Genomic DNA, 20,836 nt, shown 5'->3' with positions numbered 1-20,836 from the left:
CCCGATTGATTGGCTTGCCTGCTAGCCACCGCTGTGGCAATCCGTGGCTGAAATACGACCGCTGAGGTCGGACTGTCTTACTCCGGCACGTCGGCGTCGACGGCGTCGACGAAACTGTTCATCTCCTGGAACAGGAATTCGTCGCTCTCACCCTCGAACTCGGAGCCGGCCCAGACGTCGAGTTCGCCGTTGACGATTTGCTCTTCCGTTTCCGCGACGGTGTCTTTGACTTCCTGTGGGACCTCCGGTCCCCACTCGTCGAGTGCAGGGAGGTTCGTCTCCATGCCGCCCCAGAAGGCATCGGCTTCCCAGGTTCCGTCCCTGACTGCGGAGATGGTCGGGTCGTACACCTCTTCCCAGTTCCACACCGGGGAGACGAGGTAGTTGTCGCCGCCGAACTCGCCCATCGGCGCGTTGTAGCCGGAGGCCCACACGTCCGCCTCGTTTGCGGCCCTGACCGGAGCAGGGGAGTCCTGCTCTTGCGAGATGACGTCACACCCTTCATCGATAAGCGAGTTGGCCGCCTGCTTTGAGGTCTGGGGGTCGAACCACGCGTTGACCCACCGGATTTTGAATGTCGCGTCCGGGTTCACCGATCGCGCGCCGAGCGCCATCGCGTTGATGGAGCGAATGACTTCGGGGATCGGGAAGGCGGCGACGTAGCCGATAGTGTTGTTCTCGGTCACCATTCCGGCTGCCTGACCGGCCAGATACCGGGGCTGGTAAATCCGGCCCATGTACCGTCCCATGTTCTCCCGGGTGCGATAGCCGGTCGCGTGTTCGAAGTACGTGTCGGGGTACTGTTCCGCAATGTTGAACATCGGGTCCTGGTAGCCAAACGTCGTCCCGAAGACGATGTCGGCGTCACCCTGCGCGTACTGCTCGAAAACGCGCTCCGAGTCTTCAGGCGCGACAGCCTCCGTGTACTCGGTTTCCAGCCAGTCGTATTTCTCGTCGACCGCCTTCCGCCCCTCGTCGTGTGCATGGGACCAGCCGAGGTCGCCGACCTCCGAGATGTACACCCAGGCAGCAGTCACCGAGTCTGACCCGGAGCCTTCGTCGCTACCGGTCGTAGTGCCATCAGTCGAATCACCGTCGTCGCTCCCGCTGTCGCCACCACTACAGCCGGCTAGCGCGGTTACCCCTGACGCCCCGATGGCACCCAGCATCTCCCGCCGCGATATCGTTCGGTTGGTATTCACCATTACTGAACTGAGTAGACGTAGCGAAAACTCCTACTTAAGAGATACCATCTTTGATCTTACAGCGAACAAATATATTTGCGTGAACGTGACCGAAAATCGTCTTCGTGGCTCGATACTACTACGACCGTGGTCACAGCCGTCTGAAAGGCCCCAGCAACTGCAGATGAGTACGTCAGCTGTGTGCCGGTGGCAGAATCAGTTCGGGACCTCCCCCTCGACAGTGTCGACGTAACTGCTCATCTGCTGGAAGAGGAACTCGTCGCTCTCGCCTTCGAACGCCGAGTCGGCCCAGACGTCTCGCTCGCCGTTGAGTATCGCCGACCGCGACTCCGAGACGGTGTCTTTCGCTTCTTGGGGCACGTCCGGTCCCCAGTCGTCCAGGCTACAGATGCCCGAGTCGATACCCTCCCAGTACGCGTCGGACTCCCAGGTGCCGTCCCTGACAGACTCGATAGTCGGGCCGTAGAACTCTTCCCAGTGCCAGATCGGGGACGTGAGGTAGTTTTCGCCGGCGATATCGCCCATGGGAGCGTCGTAGCCGGTCGCCCAGATACCCGCATCGGAGGCCGCACGGAGTGCAGCGGGGGAGTCCTGATGCTGGGCCATCACGTCGACGTCTTCGTCCAGCAGGGCGTTCGCCGCCTCGCTTTCGGTTGGCGGGTCGAACCAGGAGTTCGTCCATCTGACCTTCAGCGTCGCGCTGTCGTTGACTGACGCAGCCCCGAGCGCGTAGGCGTTGATGCCACGGATGACCTCGGGAATCGGGAATGCCGCCACGTATCCCAGCGTATCTGTCTCCGTGACGGTACCGGCGGCCTGTCCGGCGAGATATCGAGGCTGATAGATCCGGCCCATGTACCGGCCCATGTTCTCCATCGTCAGGTAGCCGGTGTTGTGTTCGAAGTACGTGTCGGGGTACTGCTCCGCCACGGCCGCCATCGGGTCCTGGTACTCGAACGTACAGCCGAAGATGATGTCGGCGTCACCCTGTGCGTACTGTTCGAACACCCGCTCGGAATCAGCGGGGGCGACAGCCTCGGTGTACTCCGTCTTCAGCCAGTCGTATTCTTCTGTAACCGCCTCCCGTCCCTCGTTGTGGGCCCAGGACCAGCCGAGGTCCCCGACCTCCGAGTTGTACACCCAGGCCGCCGTGACCGAATCCGTTCCGGACCCGCCGTCACTACCGGTTGTGGTCCCGTCAGCAGCCCCGCCATCGGCGGTGTCGGTGGCTGCTTCGCCATCGCCTCCGTCATCACCACCGCTACAACCGGCGAGTCCGGTGATTCCTGCTGCCCCAAGTGCTGTCAGTAGTTCCCGTCTCGATTTGGTGTGTTTCTTGTCAACCATTCACTATCCGGATTCCCATTGCAGAAACAATCACTTAAATTGTCCCGTTCGTGCAGCTTTTTCTACCCTATTATCAATATATGTGCCACAAAACCAAATCTATCATACGTATATGGTGATTATCTGCAGCATATGTCTATCCTACTGGCTGTCACGACAGACTGGATGGACGTCGACAACGGACGCTAACACATAACAACTGATACTTGGCAAATGTCCGGCATTTCCCGTTCTGGACGGCGAATATGGCTACCTTTGGAAACAATTATGCCACTACATTGTTGATACCCGGCCAAGATCAGAGAGCATGTCCGAACACACCACGCTCAGGATGGAGGGGATTCTGAAGGAGTTCCCTGGGGTCGTCGCCAACGACCACGTCAACCTCTCCGTCGAGCGCGGGGAAATCCACGGCCTCCTCGGTGAAAACGGCGCGGGAAAAAGCACGCTGATGAAGATTCTGTACGGGCTCTACTCTCAGGACCACGGCGATATCTATCTCGACGGCGAGCGGCTCGACCTGGAGTCGCCACAGGACGCTATCGACGCCGGGATCGGGATGGTCCACCAGCACTTCATGCTGATACCACGCCTGACCGTCGCCGAGAACGTCGTGCTCGGTGAACGTGAACCGGCCACAGCGTTTCGCAGCGATGCCGAGGACAGCTGGCTCCCGGCGGCGGTCCGGAACAACAGTCTCGTCCAGTCGCTCGCCGGCCAGTTCTCGCTCGGTCTCGACGTCCCCGAGCAGCGGATTCAGGACCTGGCGGATCAGTACGGGTTCGACATCGACGTGAGCGCAAAGATCTGGGAACTCGATGTCGGCCAGCAACAGCGCGTCGAGATACTCAAGGCGCTGTACCGGGATGTCGACCTCCTGATTCTCGATGAACCCACAGCAGTCCTTACGCCGACCGAGGCCGAGCGGCTCTTCGACTCGCTCGAACGGCTGACTGACGAGGGACTCTCGATAATCTTCATTACGCACAAGCTCACCGAGGTCGACGCCATCGTCGACCGCGTAACGGTTCTCCGGGAGGGAGAAAACGTCGGCACCGCCGAGGTGTCGTCAGTCTCCCGGGCAGACCTCGCGGAGATGATGGTCGGCCGCGAAGTGCTGTTCGAAATCGACAGGGACGCTGTCGACCTCGGTGAGCCGGTTCTGCGCGCACGCGGGGTTGAGGCCACCGATAACCGAGATATCGAAGCTCTCTCCGGTATCGACCTGACGGTTCGGCAGGGCGAAATCGTCGGTATTGCGGGCGTAAGCGGTAACGGCCAGAAGGAACTGGCCGAGGTCCTGGCCGGCATCCGTGACGTGACAGCCGGCGAGTTAGTGGTCAACGGCGAGGACATCACTGGCGCGAAACCGAAGACGTTCGTCGACAGCGGCGTCTCGTTCGTCCCCGAGGACCGACTCCAGTACGGCTGTGCCGAGGACCTCTCGGTGATGCACAACGCCACGATGAAAGACTTCAGGGACGGCCGGTTCGGCGACCGGCCGTTTTTGGACTACGGGGAACTCCGGAAGTACGCCGAGACGCTGGTCGAGGAGTTCGATGTCCGCGGTGTCAGCGACGTCACCGAGACCAACGCCGGCGACCTCTCCGGTGGGAACCTCCAGAAGCTCATCCTGGCCAGGGAAATCTACCGCGACCCCGATCTGCTCATCGCGAACCAACCGACCCGTGGCGTCGACGTCGGGGCAATCGAGTTCATCAGGGAGACACTGCTCGAACAGCGCAAGGCGGGCACGGGTATTATCCTGCTCTCTGAAGACCTGGACGAGATTTTCGACTTGAGCGACAGAATTCTCGTCGTGTACGAGGGCGAGTTCGTCTACGAAACGACACCGGCCGAGGCCGACCGGGAACGGATCGGTCTGGAGATGACCGGCGGAGGTGGGGACGACGCCAGTGAGACGGCTTCGTCGCCGCCTCAGTCCGTGGCCACACAGGAGAGTGAGAGCTGATGAATGTCGCAGTCAACGTCGACGCACGCGAGGAGATTCCCGCCTGGCTTGCCTACGGGACGCCCGTGTTCACCGTACTGGCCGCGCTGGCGGTGAGCGCCGTCGCGCTGGTCGTCCTCGATGTAAATCCCGTCGCGGCGTACGCGACGATGTTCGTCGACACGCTCTTTACCGAGTTCGGCCTCACCGAGACGCTGACGAAAGCGGTGCCGCTGATTCTCACGGGACTGGCGGTGTATCTCCCGCTGAAAGCGGGACTGTTCAACATCGGTGCCGAGGGACAGCTCGTCGCCGGTGCACTCGCCGGGACCTGGATCGGGCTGAACGTCTCGCTTCCGGGGCTCGCACTGGTCCCGCTGATGTTCGTCGCCGCAGCCGTGGCCGGCGGTATCTGGGCGGGCATCCCGGCGTACCTGCGTGCGAAGTGGGACGTCAACGAGATCATCACCTCGCTACTGCTGACGTTCGTCGCCCTCGAAATCCAGAGCTACTTGCTCCGGGGACCGATGCAGGGCGGGACCGGGAACTTCCCGCAGTCCGAGCGGTTCTCCGAGGCCGCGACGATTCCGGAACTGGTCAGCGGGGTCCACGCCGGCTTACTGGTCGCCGTCTGTATGGTCGTGGTGACCTACGTCCTGATGACGCGAACGCGACTCGGGTTCGAAATCACGTTCGTCGGCTCGAACGATGCGGCCGCACAGCAGGCGGGGATGAGCAAGTTCTACGTCTACCTCCTGGTGTTCGTCGTTGGCGGTGCGTTCGCGGCCATGGGCGGCATCAGTGAAATCGCCGGCGCACAGGGGCGATACCGCGCCGGGTTCGAACCCGGATACGGCTTCACCGCCATTCCGATCGCGTTGCTCGGCCGCAACAGCGCGCTCAAAGTGCTGCTCGCGGGGCTCTTCTTCGCCGTGCTGTTCGTCGGCGGGTCGAGCATGGAAGTGGCCTTTGGCGTGCCCGCGGCGCTGGTCGAGATCATCCAGGCGCTGGTAATCCTCTTCCTGATCACTGCGGAGTTCTTCAAGAGCTACCGTGTCGGTATCGACGTAAAACGCGGGCCAGCGGAGACGCCGGCCCAGCCACAGCGGGGTGACGACTGATGGTGAGCTTCATCGCCGGGCTGCTCGATGCCACCGTTCAGGCGGCGACCGTGCTCCTGCTGGCCGGGATGGGGGAACTCCTCAGCGAGCGGGCGGGCGTCCTCAACCTCGGCGTCGAGGGCATGATGCTCGTCGGCGCGCTCGGCGGGTTCATCACTACCGTCGTGACGGGGAGCCACTGGCTCGGATTCGGCGTCGGCATCCTCCTCGGGATGGTGCTTGCGCTGGTCCACGCGTTCCTCTGTATCACGCTGAAGTCGAACCAGGTCATCAGCGGCGTCATGCTGACGCTGCTGGGGGGCGGTCTGACGACGTTCTTCGGCTCTGGCTGGGTCGAGGAATCAATCGACGGCTTCCCACAAATGACGCTCCCGCTCGTCGGACAGTACCTCGTCGATATCCCGGTCATCGGTGAGGCCTTTTTCCGGAGCACGGCGACTGACTACCTCGCACTCGGCCTGCTGGTCGTGGTTTGGTACTTCCTGCACCATTCGAATCTCGGGCTGGAAATGATAGCCGTCGGCGAAGACCCCGAGATGGCGGACACGATGGGCGTGTCCGTGTTCAGACTGCGGTATCTCGCGGTACTCATCGGCGGCGGGTTCGCCGGCGCGGCTGGGGCACACCTCTCGCTGGCGTTCTCACAGCTCTGGGTGCCCGGCATGACCGCGGGCCGGGGCTGGATCGCCGTCGCGCTGGTTATCTTCGCACAGTGGCGGCCCCGCCGGATGCTCGTGGGAGCGTATCTGTTCGGCCTGCTCGACGCGCTCCGCATTCGCTCGCAGTCCATCTCGCTGACGGTGGGTCCTGACGCGCCGCTCGCCGGGGTCATCAACCCCGTCGTCGAGTTCCTCATGAACCCACAGATCATGGGGACGTACCCGTATCTGGCGACGATTCTCGTACTGGCGTACGCCGTCATCCGGACCAAGAGCGACCAGCTCGCGGTTCCCTCGGCGCTGTTGCAGTCCTACAGCCGCGAGACGGATTAACGGATAGTCGGGTACGGGCCGAAACGAGCGGCCACACCTGCCACAGACCGTGTGTGTTGCCAAATCTATTTATCGGCATTCGAAGAATTCAGGATGTCTCATGAGCGCCAATCAGGTCTTCGAGAGAGGCGACCGTGTCGGGATCTACTTGCAGGACAAACACTCGCTGGAAGAGAACGTGGAACTCGTGCAGTACGCGGAGGAACAGGGGATCGACGAGATCTGGCAGGCCGAATCGCGGCTGGCACGCGACGCCGTGTCCCCGCTCGGCGCGTACGCCGCGGTCACCGACGATATCAAACTCGGGACGGGTGTCATCAACAACTGGACGCGCAACGCGGCGCTGATCGCGCAGTCGATGAGCACGCTCGAAGAACTCGCCGGTCCGGACCGGATCATGTGTGGCATCGGGGCGTGGTGGGACCCGCTGGCCGAGAAAGTCGGCATCGACCGCAGCGGCGCACTGCGGGCGATGCGGGAGTGCGTCGAGGTGACACAGGACCTGCTGGACATGGAGAACGTCACCTACGACGGGGAGTTCGTCCAGATGCGGGACGTGGAACTGGACGTGGTCCACGGCGACGACGGGCCGCGGACCGTCCCGGTCTACGTCGGCGGAACCGGGTTCAAAATGCTGGAACTCACCGGCCACTTCGCCGACGGCGCGCTGCTGAACTACCTCGTCAGCCCGGAGTACAACGAGAAGGCCCTCGACGCACTGAAGACCGGGGCGGAACGTGGCGACCGTTCGCTCGACGACATCGACCGGCCCCAGTTAGTCGTCTGTTCGATGGACCATGACCAGGAGAAGGCCCTGGACAACGCCCGCGAACTCATCACGCAGTACCTCGGGCAACAGCCTCATATCATGAAGGCCAGCGGCGTCAGTCAGGACCTCATCGACGAGGTGGGCGAGACAATCGGTGGGTGGCCGGCCGACAAGGACGACATCGAGGAGGGGATGCACCTCATTCCGGACGACGTGGTGCACAAACTCACCGCCAGCGGCACGCCCGAACAGTGCCGAGAAAAAGTCCGGGAGTACGCGGAAACTGGCTGCCAGTGCCCGATTCTCTATCCGCTTGGCGAGGACCGGCGGTTGATGATCGACGAGTTCGCGGACGGCTACCTGTAGGTCGCTGGCCGCCGACTCGATAGGTGACGATATCCCTTTTCGGCCTGCTCAATCGTCGGCCGCGGCTTCCTCGGCCGTGCCGTACAGGCCTTCGACTTCCGCGATGTCGGGGTCGATTCGGTCGACCCCGCCGGTTGCCTTCTCGGCGCTTTTCGTGTCCTTCAGGCCGAAGCCGGTAGATACCACGACGACGGTTTCGTCCTGCTCGATGATCCCACGGTCGAGCGCGGTCTGGACGCCGGCGATAGGTGCCGCGCCAGCCGGTTCGGAGTAGATTCCCTCGGTGCTGCCAAGCAGTTTCTCTGCCGCCAGAATCTCGTCGTCGGAGACCAGCACGCTCGTTCCGCCGCTCTGTTCCAGCGCGCGGCAGGCCTTGAGCGTGTTCCGCGGCCGCCCGACCGCGATTGAGTCGGCCAGCGTTTCGGCGATATCGTCGATATCGTCGTGGTCGTGGAAGGCGTCGTGGATGGCCGACGCACCGTCGGCCTGGACGCCCAGCATCTGGGGGTGGTCGTCGACGTAGCCGAGGTCGTAGAACTCCTTGAACCCCTTCCAGGCCCCGGCGATCGTACAGCCGTCGCCCATCGAGAACACGACCCAGTCCGGGACGTGTCCGCGAGCAATCGACTGGTCGGCGAGTTCGTGACCAACCGTCCGCTTGCCCTCGACCTGGAACGGATTGATGGCCGCGTTGCGGTTGTACCAGCCGTACTTCTCGGTGACTTCGACGCTGAGGTCGTAGGCTTCGTCGTAGCTGCCGTTGACAGCGAGGACGTCCGCACCGTAGACGAGCGGCTGTGCGAGCTTGCCTGTCGGAGCGTCACCGGGGACGAAGATTCGACAGTCCATCCCCCCGCGGGCGGCATAGCCCGACAGCGACGCGGCGGCGTTCCCGGTCGAGGCGCAGGTGATGATGTCTCGACCGGCGTGTTTGGCCTTCGTGACAGCGATAGCGCTGGCGCGGTCCTTGAAACACCCCGTCGGGTTCCGTCCGTCGTCTTTGACAAGCGTTTCGACCCCCAGGGCATCGCTGAGGTTCGGTGCGTCGAAGAGGTCGGTCCCGCCCTCGTTGAGCGTCACGACATCGGCGTCCGCTGCGACTGGCAGAAACGCCTCGTACTTCCACTGGCTCGATATCGGCCCGCCGAGGTCGCCATCGAACGCGTCGTCGATAGCATCGTAGTCGTATGTCACTTCGAGAATTCCCTTTACGCCCTCGTGTTCGGGACAGGTGTAGATGATCTGGTTCGGGTCGTACTCCACCCCGCAGAGTGTACACTCGAGGGTTGTGACTTGCGTCATGCCCATACTACTCCCTGAGTACAACTGGGTATAAAACCGTACTGCGGCTTTAGCTCGATTGTGAGGTGAACCTCCTCTGTCGTGGCTGACACATGTTCACACACGGCCAGCACACGCCACACATCCATTTGTGAACCATATATCAGGTCAATGGAGACCAAAACCGCTACAGCGGGCGGTCCAAGAACTGGCCACGGCCCGCCGTTGACTGGACTTCGTGGTCCTTCGCGACGACCTCACCGCCGGCGACGACCGTATCTACGCGCGCGCTCCACTGCTGTCCCTCGTACGGCGTCCAGCCACCGACGAACGTGAGGCCGTCGGCGGTGACCTCGTACTCCTCGGTCCGGACGAGCATCACGTCCGCGTCCGTTCCGACTTGCAGTGAGCCTTTCTTGGGATAGATGCCAGCGTTCTGGGCCGGTGCCGCACACACGAGTTCACGTAGTCGCGGCCACGAAATCCGATCCTCGTGGACGCCCTCGCTGACGAGGAACTCGACCATCGTCTCGACGCCCGGGAGGCCGGCGTATGGCTCCCAGATGTCATCCCAGCCGACATCCCGAGTTTCGCGGTACGTCGGGAAGTGGTCCGTGCCGATGAGGTCGATCGTCCCGTCCTGAACCGCATCCCAGAGCCGCTCCCGCTCGGCGTCGGATTTGAGGCTAGGGTTGACTTTCAGGAACGGCCCGTGTTCAGCAACGTCTCCCTTCGAGAAGGCGAGATACTGCGGACAGGTTTCGAGCGTGACCGGAACGTTCGCTCGCGATTTGAAGCGGTCGCCCTCCCGCGCGCCGCTCCCGCTGGAGATGTGGACGACGTGCAGTGGACAATCGGCGTACTCCGCGAAGTAGCCCGCCCGAGAAATCGCGTCTAGCTCGGCTTCGAGCGGCCGTGAGTCCATGTACACCTCGGGCTCGTCGCCGTCGATAGCCGACCGCGCGTCGTCGAGCAGTCCCTGCGTCTCACAGTGGACGCGAACTGTTCCCCCGGCATCGCCGACGCGCCGCATGAGCCGGGCGATGGACGCGTCGCTCGCCAGATACGGGTCGGCGGTGAACGTCTTGAAATCCGCCGTTCCGGCGTCCACGATGCCGGCCACGTCGATATCGGGGTCCTGAACATTGCCCGCGACAAGGCCGAAATCGACGTGTGCGAGCGCCGAGCACGCCGCTGCTTTCTCCTGCATTGCTTCGGGAGTCGTGACGGGTGTCTGCGTCGGCAACTCGATGACCGTCGTCACTCCGCCGGCGACCGCACTCGCAGTCTGAGACGCGAAGTCGATTCCATCCGGAAACAGTTCGTCGTCGTGCATGTGGGTGTGCACGTCGATAGCGCCCGGGAGCGCGACCATGCCGTCCGCGTCGATGACGGTATCCGGGTCACTGGGAGTCGGGACCGACGACGCCGGACCAGCGGCGTCTATCGTTCCGTCGGAAATCGCAATCTCACCGTGCTGGATGCCCGACGCCGTCACCACCTGTGCGTCTTTGATGTGAATATCTGTCATGCCAGTACGGGCAAGGGCGAACGACGAAAACAGTTAGTGTGTGAGACGCCACATCCGGCCCACACACGGCTTGTGAGAGAATGGCCGCTAAGGCCGTTCTGGGGCGGAGTAGCTTTTAGTCGGTTGCCGGTATCGCCCAACCTGTGATACTGAACGCAGGGACGCTCATCACGATGGACGGTGGGCGCACGGTCCGGTCGGAGGTACACGTCGTTGTCGAGGACGGTGAGATCGTCGCTATCGAGGACGGCTACGCGTCCGGTGCTGACGTGATCGACGCCACTGACGAGGTCGTCATCCCGGGACTGGTGAACTGCCACACTCACATGTACGCGCTCCCGATTCGCGGTGCGCCGCTCGCTGCCTCACCAGAGAGTTTCTACGAAGCGCTCGTCGATATCTGGTGGAACGTCGACGAGGCGTTTACCGAGCGTGACGCTCGCCTGTCCGCACTGGGGTCCTGTGCCGAGATGCTTCAGAGCGGCGTCACAACCTTCTGTGACAACTACTCCGGGCCGAACACACTGCCGGGCGGCCTCGACGCCGTCGCAGCGGGCGTCGCACAGACGCCGATCCGCGGGATGATCGCCTTCGAGACGACGGCCCGAAACTCCGAGTCCCAGGCCAGAGACGGCATCGCGGAGAATCAGCGATTCATCGACGAAACCGAGGAGCGGTACGACACCGTCTCCGGTCACTACTGCCTCCACACGCTGTTTACCAACACCGAGGACATCGTCGAGGAGTGTGTCGACCGGGCTACCGACCACGACCGCCCGATCCAGATACACCTCGAAGAGGGGCTGGTCGACGTTCACGAATCCATCGCCGACTACGGGAAACGACCGGTGCCAGCGCTCGAAGACATGGGCTTTTTCGACGCCGAAGTCATCGCCGCCCACTGCGTCCATTCCACCGAGTCCGAAATCGAAATCCTCGCCGAAAACGACGTCAACGTCGCACACAACCCATATTCCAACATCAACAACGCCGTCGGTATCGCTGACGTCGAAACGATGCAAGCCAACGAGATGACAATCGGACTCGGTGACGACGGGTGGGACCCGGATATGTTCGAGACCATGCGTTCGGCCGTCGGTATCCACAAACTCAAGCAGCGCAACCCGAGCGGCTTCGACATGGCGACTGCCCTCGAATGGGCGACAATCGGCAGCGCGGCAGTGCTGGGGATGGACGACGCTGTCGGTAGTATCGAGGTCGGCAAGCGTGGTGATTTCGTGACACTTGACCTGGGGCCGAACCCGGTGTTAGACGGGAGTGCACCCTACTACGTCGTCAGCGCTGCAAGCCGTGCGGACGTTACCCGGACGATTATCGATGGGGAGACTGTGTACGACCAGCAATCCGGCGTCACTGGAGTCGATGATTCGGACATGACCGCCGTCGGCGATGCGAGTGCAGAACTCTGGGAACGGTTGTAGGAGTTACCGGCTGTGAATGACACCTGTTCGACTGCCGCAAATATATACACTCTAAGGGTATATATCCACTTCTTCTGCGAATTGCGGAGAGCCACCTTTTCGGGCACGAAAGAATAACACTCTCAGGGTGTAAAAAACGGACGATATCTCGATTTCACCGTAGATGTGCACATTCTGTACACACGGTATTTTGACTGTAGCATCGTTGATGGGCCGAATCTGTCTATTTCGTGTGCCATCGCAATTTTTTCCGGTTCCCGTATGTAATAGTGGGTCTGTGAGCGTGAATGTCACATGGTAGTTAGTGACGCCTTTGAGACTTTCACGCAGGTACTCGAATGCCTAGATTCGTCTGATACTGAGGTCAAATCGGTCTCAGTCAGGGGCCAGACGACAGCGGATAACGACGAAATCAGTGCTGACCTGACACTCGCGACGCCGGTATTCGGTGGTGTTTCGATACACGACGACGTATCTGTCGAGGCTGAGGGCTTCGATTTGACCGATAAGCGGGTTGAGATTGACGTGACGGTTACCGTCCCTGTCGGAACTGACATACCAGTACCATCAGACGATCAAGGGGGCACGTCCAATGAACTGGCAGAGACCCTCTCGCAGTCGGATTCCGTGCCAGCATACAAGGACCCCGAGGCACTTCAGGCGGCTTACGAGGCCTGCGATACGTTCCCGGAGATGACCGAAGCGCTTGACGCCGACGTGACTTCCGAAACTGTGCGCCGATATATGGTGGAGTATGATATCCACGACCCGACCGACACGACGCCACAGGCAGGCGGACTCAGCCTTGCGGACATGCAGACAGATTCGGATACCGACACCGACGCCAGCTCCCCGGTCGAGTCGGACCCTTCTGAGGACAGGGTGGCCGACAACAGCCAACCCGAAGAACCGGACGGACTGGGGGCCAGATCTGTCGCCGACCTGCTCGCTGAGGCGGACTCACAGGACAGCGACGACAATCTCGTCGCGGATGGAATCGGTATCTCTCAGGACGTGACTGTGGCCGACCTCGCACAGACTGTTACCCAGTCCACCTCACTGGACGAGGTGACCCAGCGTCTCGATTTGAGCCAGACACACGCCCGGAGATTATTGTCGGAACTGGACCTCCTCGACCTCGTCACCCATCGGCTGGCAGCTACCCAGATACGTGTCTCGAACGCCGAAATCAAGCGGCGTATCACTGCTGCCAGTCGGTAACTGATCTCTACGTGGTGGTTGTGCGCGAAGATTAACCTTCATTATAAAAGGAAAATGTTTTTGTAGCCCGGTTTGAATGTGTGATAAATGGCAACTATACGCGTACGAGATTGGACGAAAGAACAGATAGAGAAGATACGTGATACGGAGTCTCACTCCTCGCACGATTCGGTTATCAAGTCGCTGCTGAAAGACCGAAAGCTGGCCAAATACGCGGACGATGCCGCAGAGGCCGTTCCGGAGTCGGAGTCCGACTCCCTGACGAACGATCCCGACACCGCGTTTGATGACCTGACTGTGCTCGGCGAGTTGTCCGGTGCAGACAACGGGGTGTTGTTTCTCTGGTGTCCCAGTTGCGGGAACGAACTGGCGCACTTGACTGCGGATAACCCACTCGGCCTGTCCGTGTTCGAGATCGAATGCCAGCGCTGTCTCACCCATCTCGACCGACACGCCATCGTTGCCATCGAAATCGGCTATCCCATCGAGCAGAAGCTGGTCGAGGACTGTCTGCAAGACGATCTCAAGGACTGCGTCGTCGACTACTGGGACCGGACACTCGACTCGGCCGCCGTGGGAGCGCTCGACGACGATCTCGACCCGGCGCACCTCGTCTGGCAGTTCGACCAGTATCTCCGGCAGTTCTCGTGGGAGTGGCCTGTGGATGTCCCTGTTGTCGGTTTTGCCACGGGAGAGACCTATCGTAACACCACCACCGACGAGTACCTCGAAGTTATCGAACCAGTCTCGGAGAACCGGAACGCGATGGACTCGTTCAAGATACGGCGGTACGCCGGCGACCCGGATACCCACGACGGTGAGACGGAAATTCTCGACAGCACTGCTGTCGTCGATCACATCGTTAATCGGCGACTACTGCTCGAAGCACGCACCGACTCGGCGTCACTGCCCGAGTCGACCGAACCGACAACGTGACCAGTTGGCTCAGCCTGTCTGGACCTCTTCTCTCTAATCCTCTATTCTTACTGGACTGAGTAACTCCGGATCTGCCTGTAATAGAGGTGCTGCTGTCAAATCGGATAACGCAGACTTCAGATGGCTTTTTATAGGACACTTTTAATATTGAAAAGTCGAAATACGGATACACAATACCGACATTTTGACCTATTCTGGAAACAGATGCTGTGTATTAGTTTGTCTCGGCCGTCGGACGGGAACACCGTAGACAGACGACACTCTCTGCGACCCAGTTCACATCTGTCGAGCCACAGTGCGGGCAGCGGTGGTGGTCAGTGTCGTACTCTGTCGTCCCGCGAGGGGCGGCAAGGAATCCGTCGGTAATCACTTGCTGGACGAGGCTGGGGAACCGTTGCCGTTTGACGACGGCCCGCTGTGCGAGGAACCTGCCGGGCTCGTCCGGGTCCGTGCCGTGGAGGTCTTCCCAGGGAAGAGCGATTTCGCCGTTGGCAGGGCCACGAGCGACTTGCTGGATGAGGGTCGCAGCGGCCTCGAACAGCGGCGTCGTCCCCCACGCTTGCGGGTTGTCGACAGCACTGCCAGCGTCCTTGTAGGCCGATTCAGCTTCGCGGTACGCCGCCTCGACATCGTCGAGTCCTGCGACTGTTCGGAAGTCTCCGACGAACTCCTTGAGGCAGGCGTGCTGAACGGGGTGTTCGAGCCCGTTGGTCAATTCCTTGACCACGGCGACTCCCTCAACGCCGCGGCGGGTGGCGCGCGTGTCCGCTCCGGCGACGCGGTAGCAGACCGCGCTCGTCGCGAGGTACTGGAGACCGTCACCGACCCATCCCTTCTCGTCGGCACTGAACGGCTCGATGCCTTCCCGCGGGTCCGAAAGAACACGCCACCCGGCCCGCGTGTACTCGTCACCAGCGCGACGGTAATCCCGGTCAGCGATGGCGGCGACTGCTGCCGCTCGGTGTCCCGCGTCCTGTGTGCGCATAGCGTCACTACGGCGTACGGCCTCACAGGCTTTCGCACCCAACAAATCGGTATCACATCGCTGGCTGGCTGACTGGTCCGCTGTTCGTCTGGATGCTTCTCACCAGCGAAGGGCTCGTGGGCGGGCAGTCGATACTGGCAACAGTGGTCGCCGCTGCTGTCCTCTATATCCTGATGGTCGGCTTCTTCGTTTTCGTCGTGCTCCCGCGGTCCCGACTGCCGTCGGCTCGAATAGCGGCTATCCGACGCGACTGGGCGATTTCGGCGGCCGCGTACCTAGTCGTTCTCGTGCCACTCGTCGCACTCGGGTCTCGGCTCGTCTGACCCGACTCGAACTACGACCTCGATCGACTGTACGGTAAACAGGGCTGTTCACCGCTCACCCGATATGCTCACTCGGCGAGCGACAGTTCCCCGTCTGGCCCCACCTCACCGACTTCGCCGGTGTGATACCAGTCGTCCCGGAGCGTCTGTGCGCCAGTCTGGTCGCCGTCGAGGAACCCACCGAGGACAGTCGGGCCACGGACCAGTATCTCCCTGCTTTCCGAGACAGCGATTTCCACGCCCGGCATTGGGTCGCCGATTGACTCCTCAACGAAGGACGCAGCCGGATTCAGCGCGCCGACACCGGTTGTTCCGACGGAGCCGTATAGTTCGCATATCGGAACGCCCAGCCCCCGGAAGAAGTACAGCAGATGATCGTCCAGCCGGCCTGTCCCGGAGAGGGCGTAGGTGAGGTTTGATAACCCTGTCTCTCGTCGCAACGGCTTGTAGACGAGTCGCTTGGCGGCCCTGTACTTCAGCGGTGTTCCCCGCCCCTCGACGATACCCTGCCCGTAGGATGCCACTCGACCGCCGACCTTCCGCTTCATCCAGCCCATGTCGCCGAGACGGTCCTGTATCGTCCCGTAGAGCTGCTGGTACATCTTCGGGACCCCGACGAGCACGTCGGGCTTGACGGCCGCGAGCTGTTCCACGAACTCCTCGGCCTCAAGGTAGGCGACGGCGCTCCCGGTCGCCCAGAGGTAGTACGTCGCGACACGTTGATAGATGTGTGCCAGCGGGAGCGAACACGTCCCGGTCGCGCCGGGGCCGGTGGGAAGCCCCTCCCGGAGACTCTCTGCTGCCGCCAGTAGATTCCGGTGTGTCAGCGCGCAGCCGGCCTTCTCCGCAGGGGCTGCCACGTCGAACGCGACTGTCGCAACCTCGTCACCGTCAGTCTGCAGGCCGGGGAGCACTCTCGCCTCAGCAGTCGGTAGCGCCTCGAAGTCGAGCACGGTTTCGACGGCCATCGAGAGATCCCCGGCCTCGTCTCCCGCTGCCACGAGTCCGGTCGCGCCGGTCCGCTCGATGATCTGGGCTGCTCGGTCGTTGCTCGCAGACGGGTAGAGTGCGACCGGGACGAGTCCGGCGAAATGACAGGCCAGGTCGAGCACGGACCACTCGTACTGGGACTGGGCTCTGATGGCCAGTCGATCCCCGGGACGCAGTTCCGTCGAGAGGAGCCCGCCCGCGACCGCCTTCGCCCGCTCGGCCATCTCCTCGAAACTCCGCTCGACGAACTCGCCGTCATCCCGGACGAGCGCCGCGGTCCGGTCCCCGTGGTCCGAAACGATGTCTTCGAACCAGGCCGCGACCGACCCCTCCGGAACCGAAAGCGAGCCACCGTCGTAGACGTCGCTGTCGAGGCGCACGCCGGCGTCTTCGGGCTGCCGGTCAACTGGCACGGGGTCCTCCGACGCTGTTCGGTCCTGATACAACTGTCCGGGTTCGTACTCGTAGTCGTCGCTGACTTCGCTCTGGAAGTAGTCAGCGTAGTTCTGGTCCTCGTCGCCGGCGGCGATATGCGCATCGAGCCAGTCCCGGGCGACTGTCAGGACCTCCATCGTGACGTACTCCCCGTTCTCGTGTTTCTCGCGGAGCTCTTGTACTTTTCCAGCGAACTCCTCGTGCATTTCGCGGTGATTGTAGAAACAGTCGCTGCAGTCCATGGCGTAGCCACAGTTCTGCATGAACTCCTCTTCGTCACCGAAATGGTACTCCGTGTAGCGTTCGAGTTCCCGGAGGATGTCACCGACTTCCTCCTCGGAGTGGCCCTCGTTCATCGCCGTATGGAGGTCGTTCAGCAGCCCGAACAGGCGCTTGTGCTGCTCATCGAACCGTTCGATATTTGTGCTGTACCGTTCTTCGTCCCACTCGGCAAACTCCCCCGTCGAGTCTGTGCCCATACCTGTTCTGTTACCCATTATTTGAAAAGTAACTCTCACGTTCCCATCGAGTGAAAATGCGGTCTGCATCCCAAGTAGTTTCCAGTTAACATCGCAGTCGGGATGCGAGAATTACGTGACGAAACGGTTGTCGACGTCCTCACTGACAACGGAATCGGCGTGCTGGCACTGTCCAGCCCGATGGAGGCGGCTCCGTATCCGGTCCCGGTCGCCTTCGGGTACGACCCGGCGACCGATAGCCTGGCGTTTCACCTTTCAGAGAGCGACGAGAGCCAGAAACACCGCTATCTGACGGCTGACGCCACCGTCGGGTTCACCGTGTACGAAGAGACAGAACCCAAATCCGTGTGGCGAAGCGTCGTGGTTACGGGTGAGCTGGTAGAGGCGACATATGACGAGGTAGAGCCAGCCCTCGCCTCGCTGGCCAGCAACACACAGTTCGCCCCGAATCCAGTCAGCTGGGACGACACATCGACGACGACGCCGTACGAACTCCGAATCGACGACTGGTACGGACGAGAATTCCGAGTCGGGTGAAACTGGTGTCGCGACCCACGGACACCACCGGTTACAGACCTCCCTCTCAGCGCTGTATTCACTGCTGTTCGGCCCGCTTCGTGTTCTCAGCCTGTGGGAACTAACGCACGTAATTATGGCTTGAACCCCGTAGATACAAACAGAGGTGTACCAGATGCTACCGCCAACAACTGCGCTACTCCAGCACGGACCGATGGGACCCCACGGTGGGGCGACGGGCATGGGCATGGCCTCAGGCGGCTGGTGGCTGCTGCTCGCAGCGTTCATCATCGCTGTTGTGGCGATCGGTGTCCTGCTGTACGTGCAGTTACAGCGCGAGGCGACCGCTGAACCGGATTCACTCGAGACCCTCAAACAGCAGTACGCGTCGGGCGAGATCGACGAGGCGGAGCTTGAAACACGGGCCGACCGGTTGCTCCAGCACGAGTCATAGGCCACGACACTGGCAGTTTCATCATCTGTCCGTCTGGTGGGACACTCATCCGTGACTTATGACTCCCTGACTGCGTCCGCGGCCCGCCTGACACACTTCGTGGTACATTTATTCCGCAACGGTGTACGGTGGGTATGGACCCGGACGACGTTCGCGACGACTGGGCCTCCCGCTCCGGGAAGTTCTCGCCGGCGTACTACGCTGAACTCGGACCGAACGAAGTGAGTGAGACGCTGGTCAACGTGCTCGACCACTACGTCCACGATGACGCCCGGATCATCGAACTGGGGTGTGGCTCGGGCCGCCATCTGGCACACCTCCAGACCAACGGGTACGGGAACCTCACTGGTATCGACATCAACGACGAATCCTTCGACGTGATGGCCGAACACTACCCTCGGCTCGCGGATTCGGGGACATTCCACACCGGAGCGCTTGAGGACATCGTTACCGAGTTCGAGGATGACGCCTTCGATGTCGTCTACTCGGTCGAGACGCTCCAGCACATTCACCCCGACGACGCGTGGGTGTTCGAGGAGATCGCTCGCATCGCAGGGGACCTCCTCGTAATCGCCGAAAACGAGGGCAACAGTCCCCAACGTGGACGCGAAGACACTGACGTGAGCTACGTCGACGACGACTTCCCGCTGTATCACCGCAACTGGAAGCAAGTATTTTCAGAACTAGGGTTCGCACAACTCATTCGGGAACCGACGTCTCGGGACACCATTCGCGTGTTCCGTGCGCCGTAGCCCGCACCGCTATGTATCACTTTTCGCCGGTTCTGTCGTCGGATCGCCACCCACCGGTAACTTCAGGATCGATAACCGGGCAGCAACTATTTGTGTCACGGTATCATGCGTCAAGTTGGATCGCTATGCAACTGTGCCAAAACTGTCAGGCGGCTATCGACGAGTACCTCTTGGACAAACAACTCGAACCCCTGCGAGACCTCACAGTCGACGACTTCAATCTCTGTGCGGACTGCGTGACCGTCGTTGCGGACGCCTGTGTGGAGTGTGACGGCGCGGTGTACGTCCCCCGGTCCGAAACCGCTGTCCCCGACTGCTGTCCGGCGTGCCGGTCCGAGCACATCGACGAAACCGGGACTGACCCGGGCTGGCACTTCGACACGATGTCGACCTGACCTGGGTCATCAGCCGGGCTGCCGATGTGGGCATCAGCCTTTTTTGACACACCTGACCGCGAACTGAGGACACGGTCGCACCTGAATACGACTTCTGTGTTCCGTACCCGAGTAGAACAATACGTCTCGGTACAAGTGACCGCAATTGTACTGTGGACACGCACTATCTGCCATAATTTCTGAACGTCGGATTCGCCGACAGAAGCCGTGTGTGTGCGTCACAGTGGCGATAGAAGCTTCATACTCCTCCAGCACATACGGTAGGTCTCTACTGGAATGACACGCTCGACACGACATATTGGCTTGCTGTTTGCTGCGCTCGCACTCATCTGGGGACTTTCCTTTGTGGCGATCAAGACTGGTCTCGAAGGCGTTCCGCCGGTGCTGCTGGCAGCTGTCCGACACGACATCGCTGCAGTTGTACTGCTCGGTTATGCTCTCTGGCGCGGCCGGTCACTGCGCCCACAGACCCGCGATGACTGGTCACTGATTCTCATCGGCGGCACCGTCCTCATCGGCGCACACTTCGCGCTCCTGTTTCTCGGACAGCAGTACGTCCCGAGTTCCTTCGGCGCGATCCTGCTTAGTCTCACGCCGGTTGTGACGCCAGCGTTCGCATCGACGCTGATACCGAGCTACAGGGCCCGTCCGCACGAACTCATCGGTACCGTCTGTGGATTCATCGGCGTGGTTATCATCGCAAATCCCACGCCGGGAGCGGTCGGCGGCCGACTGCTTGGCGTCGCCCTGCTCATCAGTTCGGCTGTGGCCTTCGCCGTCGGGGCAGTCCTGACCGAACGCTACACCAGTTCGCTCCCGCTTGTGAGTCTGCAGGCCTGGATGACCCTGCTCGGGGCGGGCATCCTGCACGCCGTCAGCGCGGGGCTGCCCTCGGAACGGCTCGGAACAGTCACAGTCGGGCTCGAACAGCTAGCGGCAATCGCGTACCTCGGCATCGTCGCCAGCGCGATTGGGTTCCTCCTTTACTTCCGGCTGATCAGCACAGTCGGGGCCGCTGAAACCAGCCTGGTCTCCTACGTGGTTCCGGCAGTGACGGCCATCAGCGGCTGGCTCCTGCTCGGTGAAACACTCGGCCCGGTTACCGTCACCGGCTTCGCCGTCATCGTGGTCGGCTTCGCGTGGGTGAAAGCCGACGTGCTTCGGTCGTTACGCCGCCGTCACACTGGTTCGCCGCCCCATCGAACACAGGCTCCACGGGACGACTGCGTCGTCGTCAGCGGAAACGCGTACTCGACGCAGGACTGATACGGATTGTTGGGGCGATGTTCCGGTATGCGCCGACCCCGAGATCAGCGCTACCCGGACATAATCTACAACAATCCGT

General features: G+C 61.5%; 19 protein-coding genes. 13 read left to right on the top strand and 6 right to left on the bottom strand.

All coding sequences use genetic code 11. The features are described from left to right. Positions 1-77: 77 nt before the first annotated feature. Entirely contained in the window at positions 78-1,205 is a 1,128-nt protein-coding gene (locus HAH_RS18780) for a BMP family ABC transporter substrate-binding protein (protein WP_014031284.1), read from the bottom strand. A 195-nt stretch (positions 1,206-1,400) separates the two neighbouring features. Then, entirely contained in the window at positions 1,401-2,552 is a 1,152-nt protein-coding gene (locus HAH_RS18775; protein WP_014031283.1) for a BMP family ABC transporter substrate-binding protein, read from the bottom strand. A 307-nt stretch (positions 2,553-2,859) separates the two neighbouring features. Here HAH_RS18775 and HAH_RS18770 point away from each other — a divergent pair, with 307 nt between their 5' ends. From HAH_RS18770 to HAH_RS18755, 4 genes are all read left to right on the top strand, one after another. Then, positions 2,860-4,524 (top strand): ABC transporter ATP-binding protein, encoded by a 1,665-nt coding sequence (locus HAH_RS18770; protein WP_014031282.1) that lies wholly within the window; start codon positions 2,860-2,862, stop codon positions 4,522-4,524. Then, a complete protein-coding gene (locus HAH_RS18765) occupies positions 4,524-5,624 on the top strand; it encodes an ABC transporter permease (protein ID WP_014031281.1) in 1,101 nt (366 codons plus the stop codon). The genes HAH_RS18770 and HAH_RS18765 overlap by 1 nt, the downstream gene beginning before the upstream one ends. Beyond that, a complete protein-coding gene (locus HAH_RS18760) occupies positions 5,624-6,616 on the top strand; it encodes an ABC transporter permease (protein WP_014031280.1) in 993 nt (330 codons plus the stop codon). The genes HAH_RS18765 and HAH_RS18760 overlap by 1 nt, the downstream gene beginning before the upstream one ends. A 100-nt stretch (positions 6,617-6,716) precedes the next feature. Continuing rightward, positions 6,717-7,751, top strand: coding sequence for an LLM class flavin-dependent oxidoreductase (locus tag HAH_RS18755; RefSeq protein WP_014031279.1), 1,035 nt, complete (start codon positions 6,717-6,719; stop codon positions 7,749-7,751). A 48-nt stretch (positions 7,752-7,799) separates the two neighbouring features. Here the strand turns inward: HAH_RS18755 and thrC are convergent, their stop codons facing one another. After that, positions 7,800-9,059 carry a threonine synthase gene (gene thrC / locus HAH_RS18750; protein WP_023843016.1) on the bottom strand — a complete coding sequence of 420 codons (1,260 nt, stop codon included), beginning with the start codon at positions 9,057-9,059 and terminating at the stop codon, positions 7,800-7,802. A gap of 160 nt (positions 9,060-9,219) precedes the next feature. Continuing rightward, complete coding sequence (locus tag HAH_RS18745) at positions 9,220-10,563, bottom strand: dihydroorotase (protein WP_014031277.1); 1,344 nt, start codon at positions 10,561-10,563, stop codon at positions 9,220-9,222. 143 nt (positions 10,564-10,706) lie between these two features. Between HAH_RS18745 and HAH_RS18740 the strand changes: the two genes are divergently transcribed. From HAH_RS18740 to HAH_RS18730, 3 genes are all read left to right on the top strand, one after another. Next, positions 10,707-12,005: an amidohydrolase family protein gene (locus tag HAH_RS18740; RefSeq protein WP_014031276.1), complete on the top strand. Its 1,299-nt coding sequence runs from the start codon at positions 10,707-10,709 to the stop codon at positions 12,003-12,005. Between the two features lie 294 nt (positions 12,006-12,299). Continuing rightward, positions 12,300-13,226 (top strand): hypothetical protein, encoded by a 927-nt coding sequence (locus HAH_RS18735; RefSeq protein WP_014031275.1) that lies wholly within the window; start codon positions 12,300-12,302, stop codon positions 13,224-13,226. An 87-nt stretch (positions 13,227-13,313) separates the two neighbouring features. Continuing rightward, positions 13,314-14,162, top strand: a complete 849-nt coding sequence (locus tag HAH_RS18730; protein ID WP_014031274.1) for a hypothetical protein — start codon at positions 13,314-13,316, stop codon at positions 14,160-14,162. A gap of 214 nt (positions 14,163-14,376) precedes the next feature. Here HAH_RS18730 and HAH_RS18725 read toward each other — a convergent pair whose 3' ends face one another. Beyond that, positions 14,377-15,147, bottom strand: coding sequence for a hypothetical protein (locus tag HAH_RS18725; RefSeq protein ID WP_014031273.1), 771 nt, complete (start codon positions 15,145-15,147; stop codon positions 14,377-14,379). A 92-nt stretch (positions 15,148-15,239) separates the two neighbouring features. Here HAH_RS18725 and HAH_RS18720 point away from each other — a divergent pair, with 92 nt between their 5' ends. Beyond that, positions 15,240-15,470 (top strand): hypothetical protein, encoded by a 231-nt coding sequence (locus HAH_RS18720; protein ID WP_014031272.1) that lies wholly within the window; start codon positions 15,240-15,242, stop codon positions 15,468-15,470. A gap of 68 nt (positions 15,471-15,538) precedes the next feature. Here HAH_RS18720 and HAH_RS18715 read toward each other — a convergent pair whose 3' ends face one another. After that, entirely contained in the window at positions 15,539-17,374 is a 1,836-nt protein-coding gene (locus HAH_RS18715; RefSeq protein WP_014031271.1) for a bacteriohemerythrin, read from the bottom strand. Positions 17,375-17,476: 102 nt separating this feature from the next. Here HAH_RS18715 and HAH_RS18710 point away from each other — a divergent pair, with 102 nt between their 5' ends. The 5 genes from HAH_RS18710 to HAH_RS18690 all read left to right on the top strand — a co-directional run bounded on the left by HAH_RS18710 (position 17,477) and on the right by HAH_RS18690 (position 20,757). Continuing rightward, positions 17,477-17,911 carry a pyridoxamine 5'-phosphate oxidase family protein gene (locus HAH_RS18710; protein WP_014031270.1) on the top strand — a complete coding sequence of 145 codons (435 nt, stop codon included), beginning with the start codon at positions 17,477-17,479 and terminating at the stop codon, positions 17,909-17,911. A gap of 154 nt (positions 17,912-18,065) precedes the next feature. Next, positions 18,066-18,344 carry an SHOCT domain-containing protein gene (locus tag HAH_RS18705; protein WP_023843015.1) on the top strand — a complete coding sequence of 93 codons (279 nt, stop codon included), beginning with the start codon at positions 18,066-18,068 and terminating at the stop codon, positions 18,342-18,344. 134 nt (positions 18,345-18,478) lie between these two features. Then, positions 18,479-19,096, top strand: coding sequence for a class I SAM-dependent methyltransferase (locus HAH_RS18700; RefSeq protein ID WP_014031268.1), 618 nt, complete (start codon positions 18,479-18,481; stop codon positions 19,094-19,096). A gap of 125 nt (positions 19,097-19,221) precedes the next feature. Further along, complete coding sequence (locus HAH_RS18695) at positions 19,222-19,491, top strand: DUF7571 family protein (protein ID WP_005532887.1); 270 nt, start codon at positions 19,222-19,224, stop codon at positions 19,489-19,491. A 276-nt stretch (positions 19,492-19,767) separates the two neighbouring features. After that, complete coding sequence (locus HAH_RS18690) at positions 19,768-20,757, top strand: DMT family transporter (protein WP_014031267.1); 990 nt, start codon at positions 19,768-19,770, stop codon at positions 20,755-20,757. The last annotated feature ends 79 nt before the right edge of the window (positions 20,758-20,836 follow it).

This window comes from Haloarcula hispanica ATCC 33960 (genome assembly GCF_000223905.1).
GTDB classification, from domain to species: domain Archaea; phylum Halobacteriota; class Halobacteria; order Halobacteriales; family Haloarculaceae; genus Haloarcula; species Haloarcula hispanica.
Note: the sequence above shows the minus strand (reverse complement) of the source record. Positions and strands in the feature narration are given on the sequence as shown.

Coding starts and splice junctions, on each gene's coding strand:
- HAH_RS18780 (WP_014031284.1), bottom strand. CDS start 1,205: ATGGTGAATACCAACCGAACGATATCGCGGCGGGAGATGCTGGGTGCC.
- HAH_RS18775 (WP_014031283.1), bottom strand. CDS start 2,552: ATGGTTGACAAGAAACACACCAAATCGAGACGGGAACTACTGACAGCA.
- HAH_RS18770 (WP_014031282.1), top strand. CDS start 2,860: ATGTCCGAACACACCACGCTCAGGATGGAGGGGATTCTGAAGGAGTTC.
- HAH_RS18765 (WP_014031281.1), top strand. CDS start 4,524: ATGAATGTCGCAGTCAACGTCGACGCACGCGAGGAGATTCCCGCCTGG.
- HAH_RS18760 (WP_014031280.1), top strand. CDS start 5,624: ATGGTGAGCTTCATCGCCGGGCTGCTCGATGCCACCGTTCAGGCGGCG.
- HAH_RS18755 (WP_014031279.1), top strand. CDS start 6,717: ATGAGCGCCAATCAGGTCTTCGAGAGAGGCGACCGTGTCGGGATCTAC.
- thrC (WP_023843016.1), bottom strand. CDS start 9,059: ATGGGCATGACGCAAGTCACAACCCTCGAGTGTACACTCTGCGGGGTG.
- HAH_RS18745 (WP_014031277.1), bottom strand. CDS start 10,563: ATGACAGATATTCACATCAAAGACGCACAGGTGGTGACGGCGTCGGGC.
- HAH_RS18735 (WP_014031275.1), top strand. CDS start 12,300: ATGGTAGTTAGTGACGCCTTTGAGACTTTCACGCAGGTACTCGAATGC.
- HAH_RS18730 (WP_014031274.1), top strand. CDS start 13,314: ATGGCAACTATACGCGTACGAGATTGGACGAAAGAACAGATAGAGAAG.
- HAH_RS18725 (WP_014031273.1), bottom strand. CDS start 15,147: ATGCGCACACAGGACGCGGGACACCGAGCGGCAGCAGTCGCCGCCATC.
- HAH_RS18720 (WP_014031272.1), top strand. CDS start 15,240: ATGCTTCTCACCAGCGAAGGGCTCGTGGGCGGGCAGTCGATACTGGCA.
- HAH_RS18715 (WP_014031271.1), bottom strand. CDS start 17,374: ATGGGCACAGACTCGACGGGGGAGTTTGCCGAGTGGGACGAAGAACGG.
- HAH_RS18710 (WP_014031270.1), top strand. CDS start 17,477: ATGCGAGAATTACGTGACGAAACGGTTGTCGACGTCCTCACTGACAAC.
- HAH_RS18705 (WP_023843015.1), top strand. CDS start 18,066: ATGCTACCGCCAACAACTGCGCTACTCCAGCACGGACCGATGGGACCC.
- HAH_RS18700 (WP_014031268.1), top strand. CDS start 18,479: ATGGACCCGGACGACGTTCGCGACGACTGGGCCTCCCGCTCCGGGAAG.
- HAH_RS18695 (WP_005532887.1), top strand. CDS start 19,222: ATGCAACTGTGCCAAAACTGTCAGGCGGCTATCGACGAGTACCTCTTG.
- HAH_RS18690 (WP_014031267.1), top strand. CDS start 19,768: ATGACACGCTCGACACGACATATTGGCTTGCTGTTTGCTGCGCTCGCA.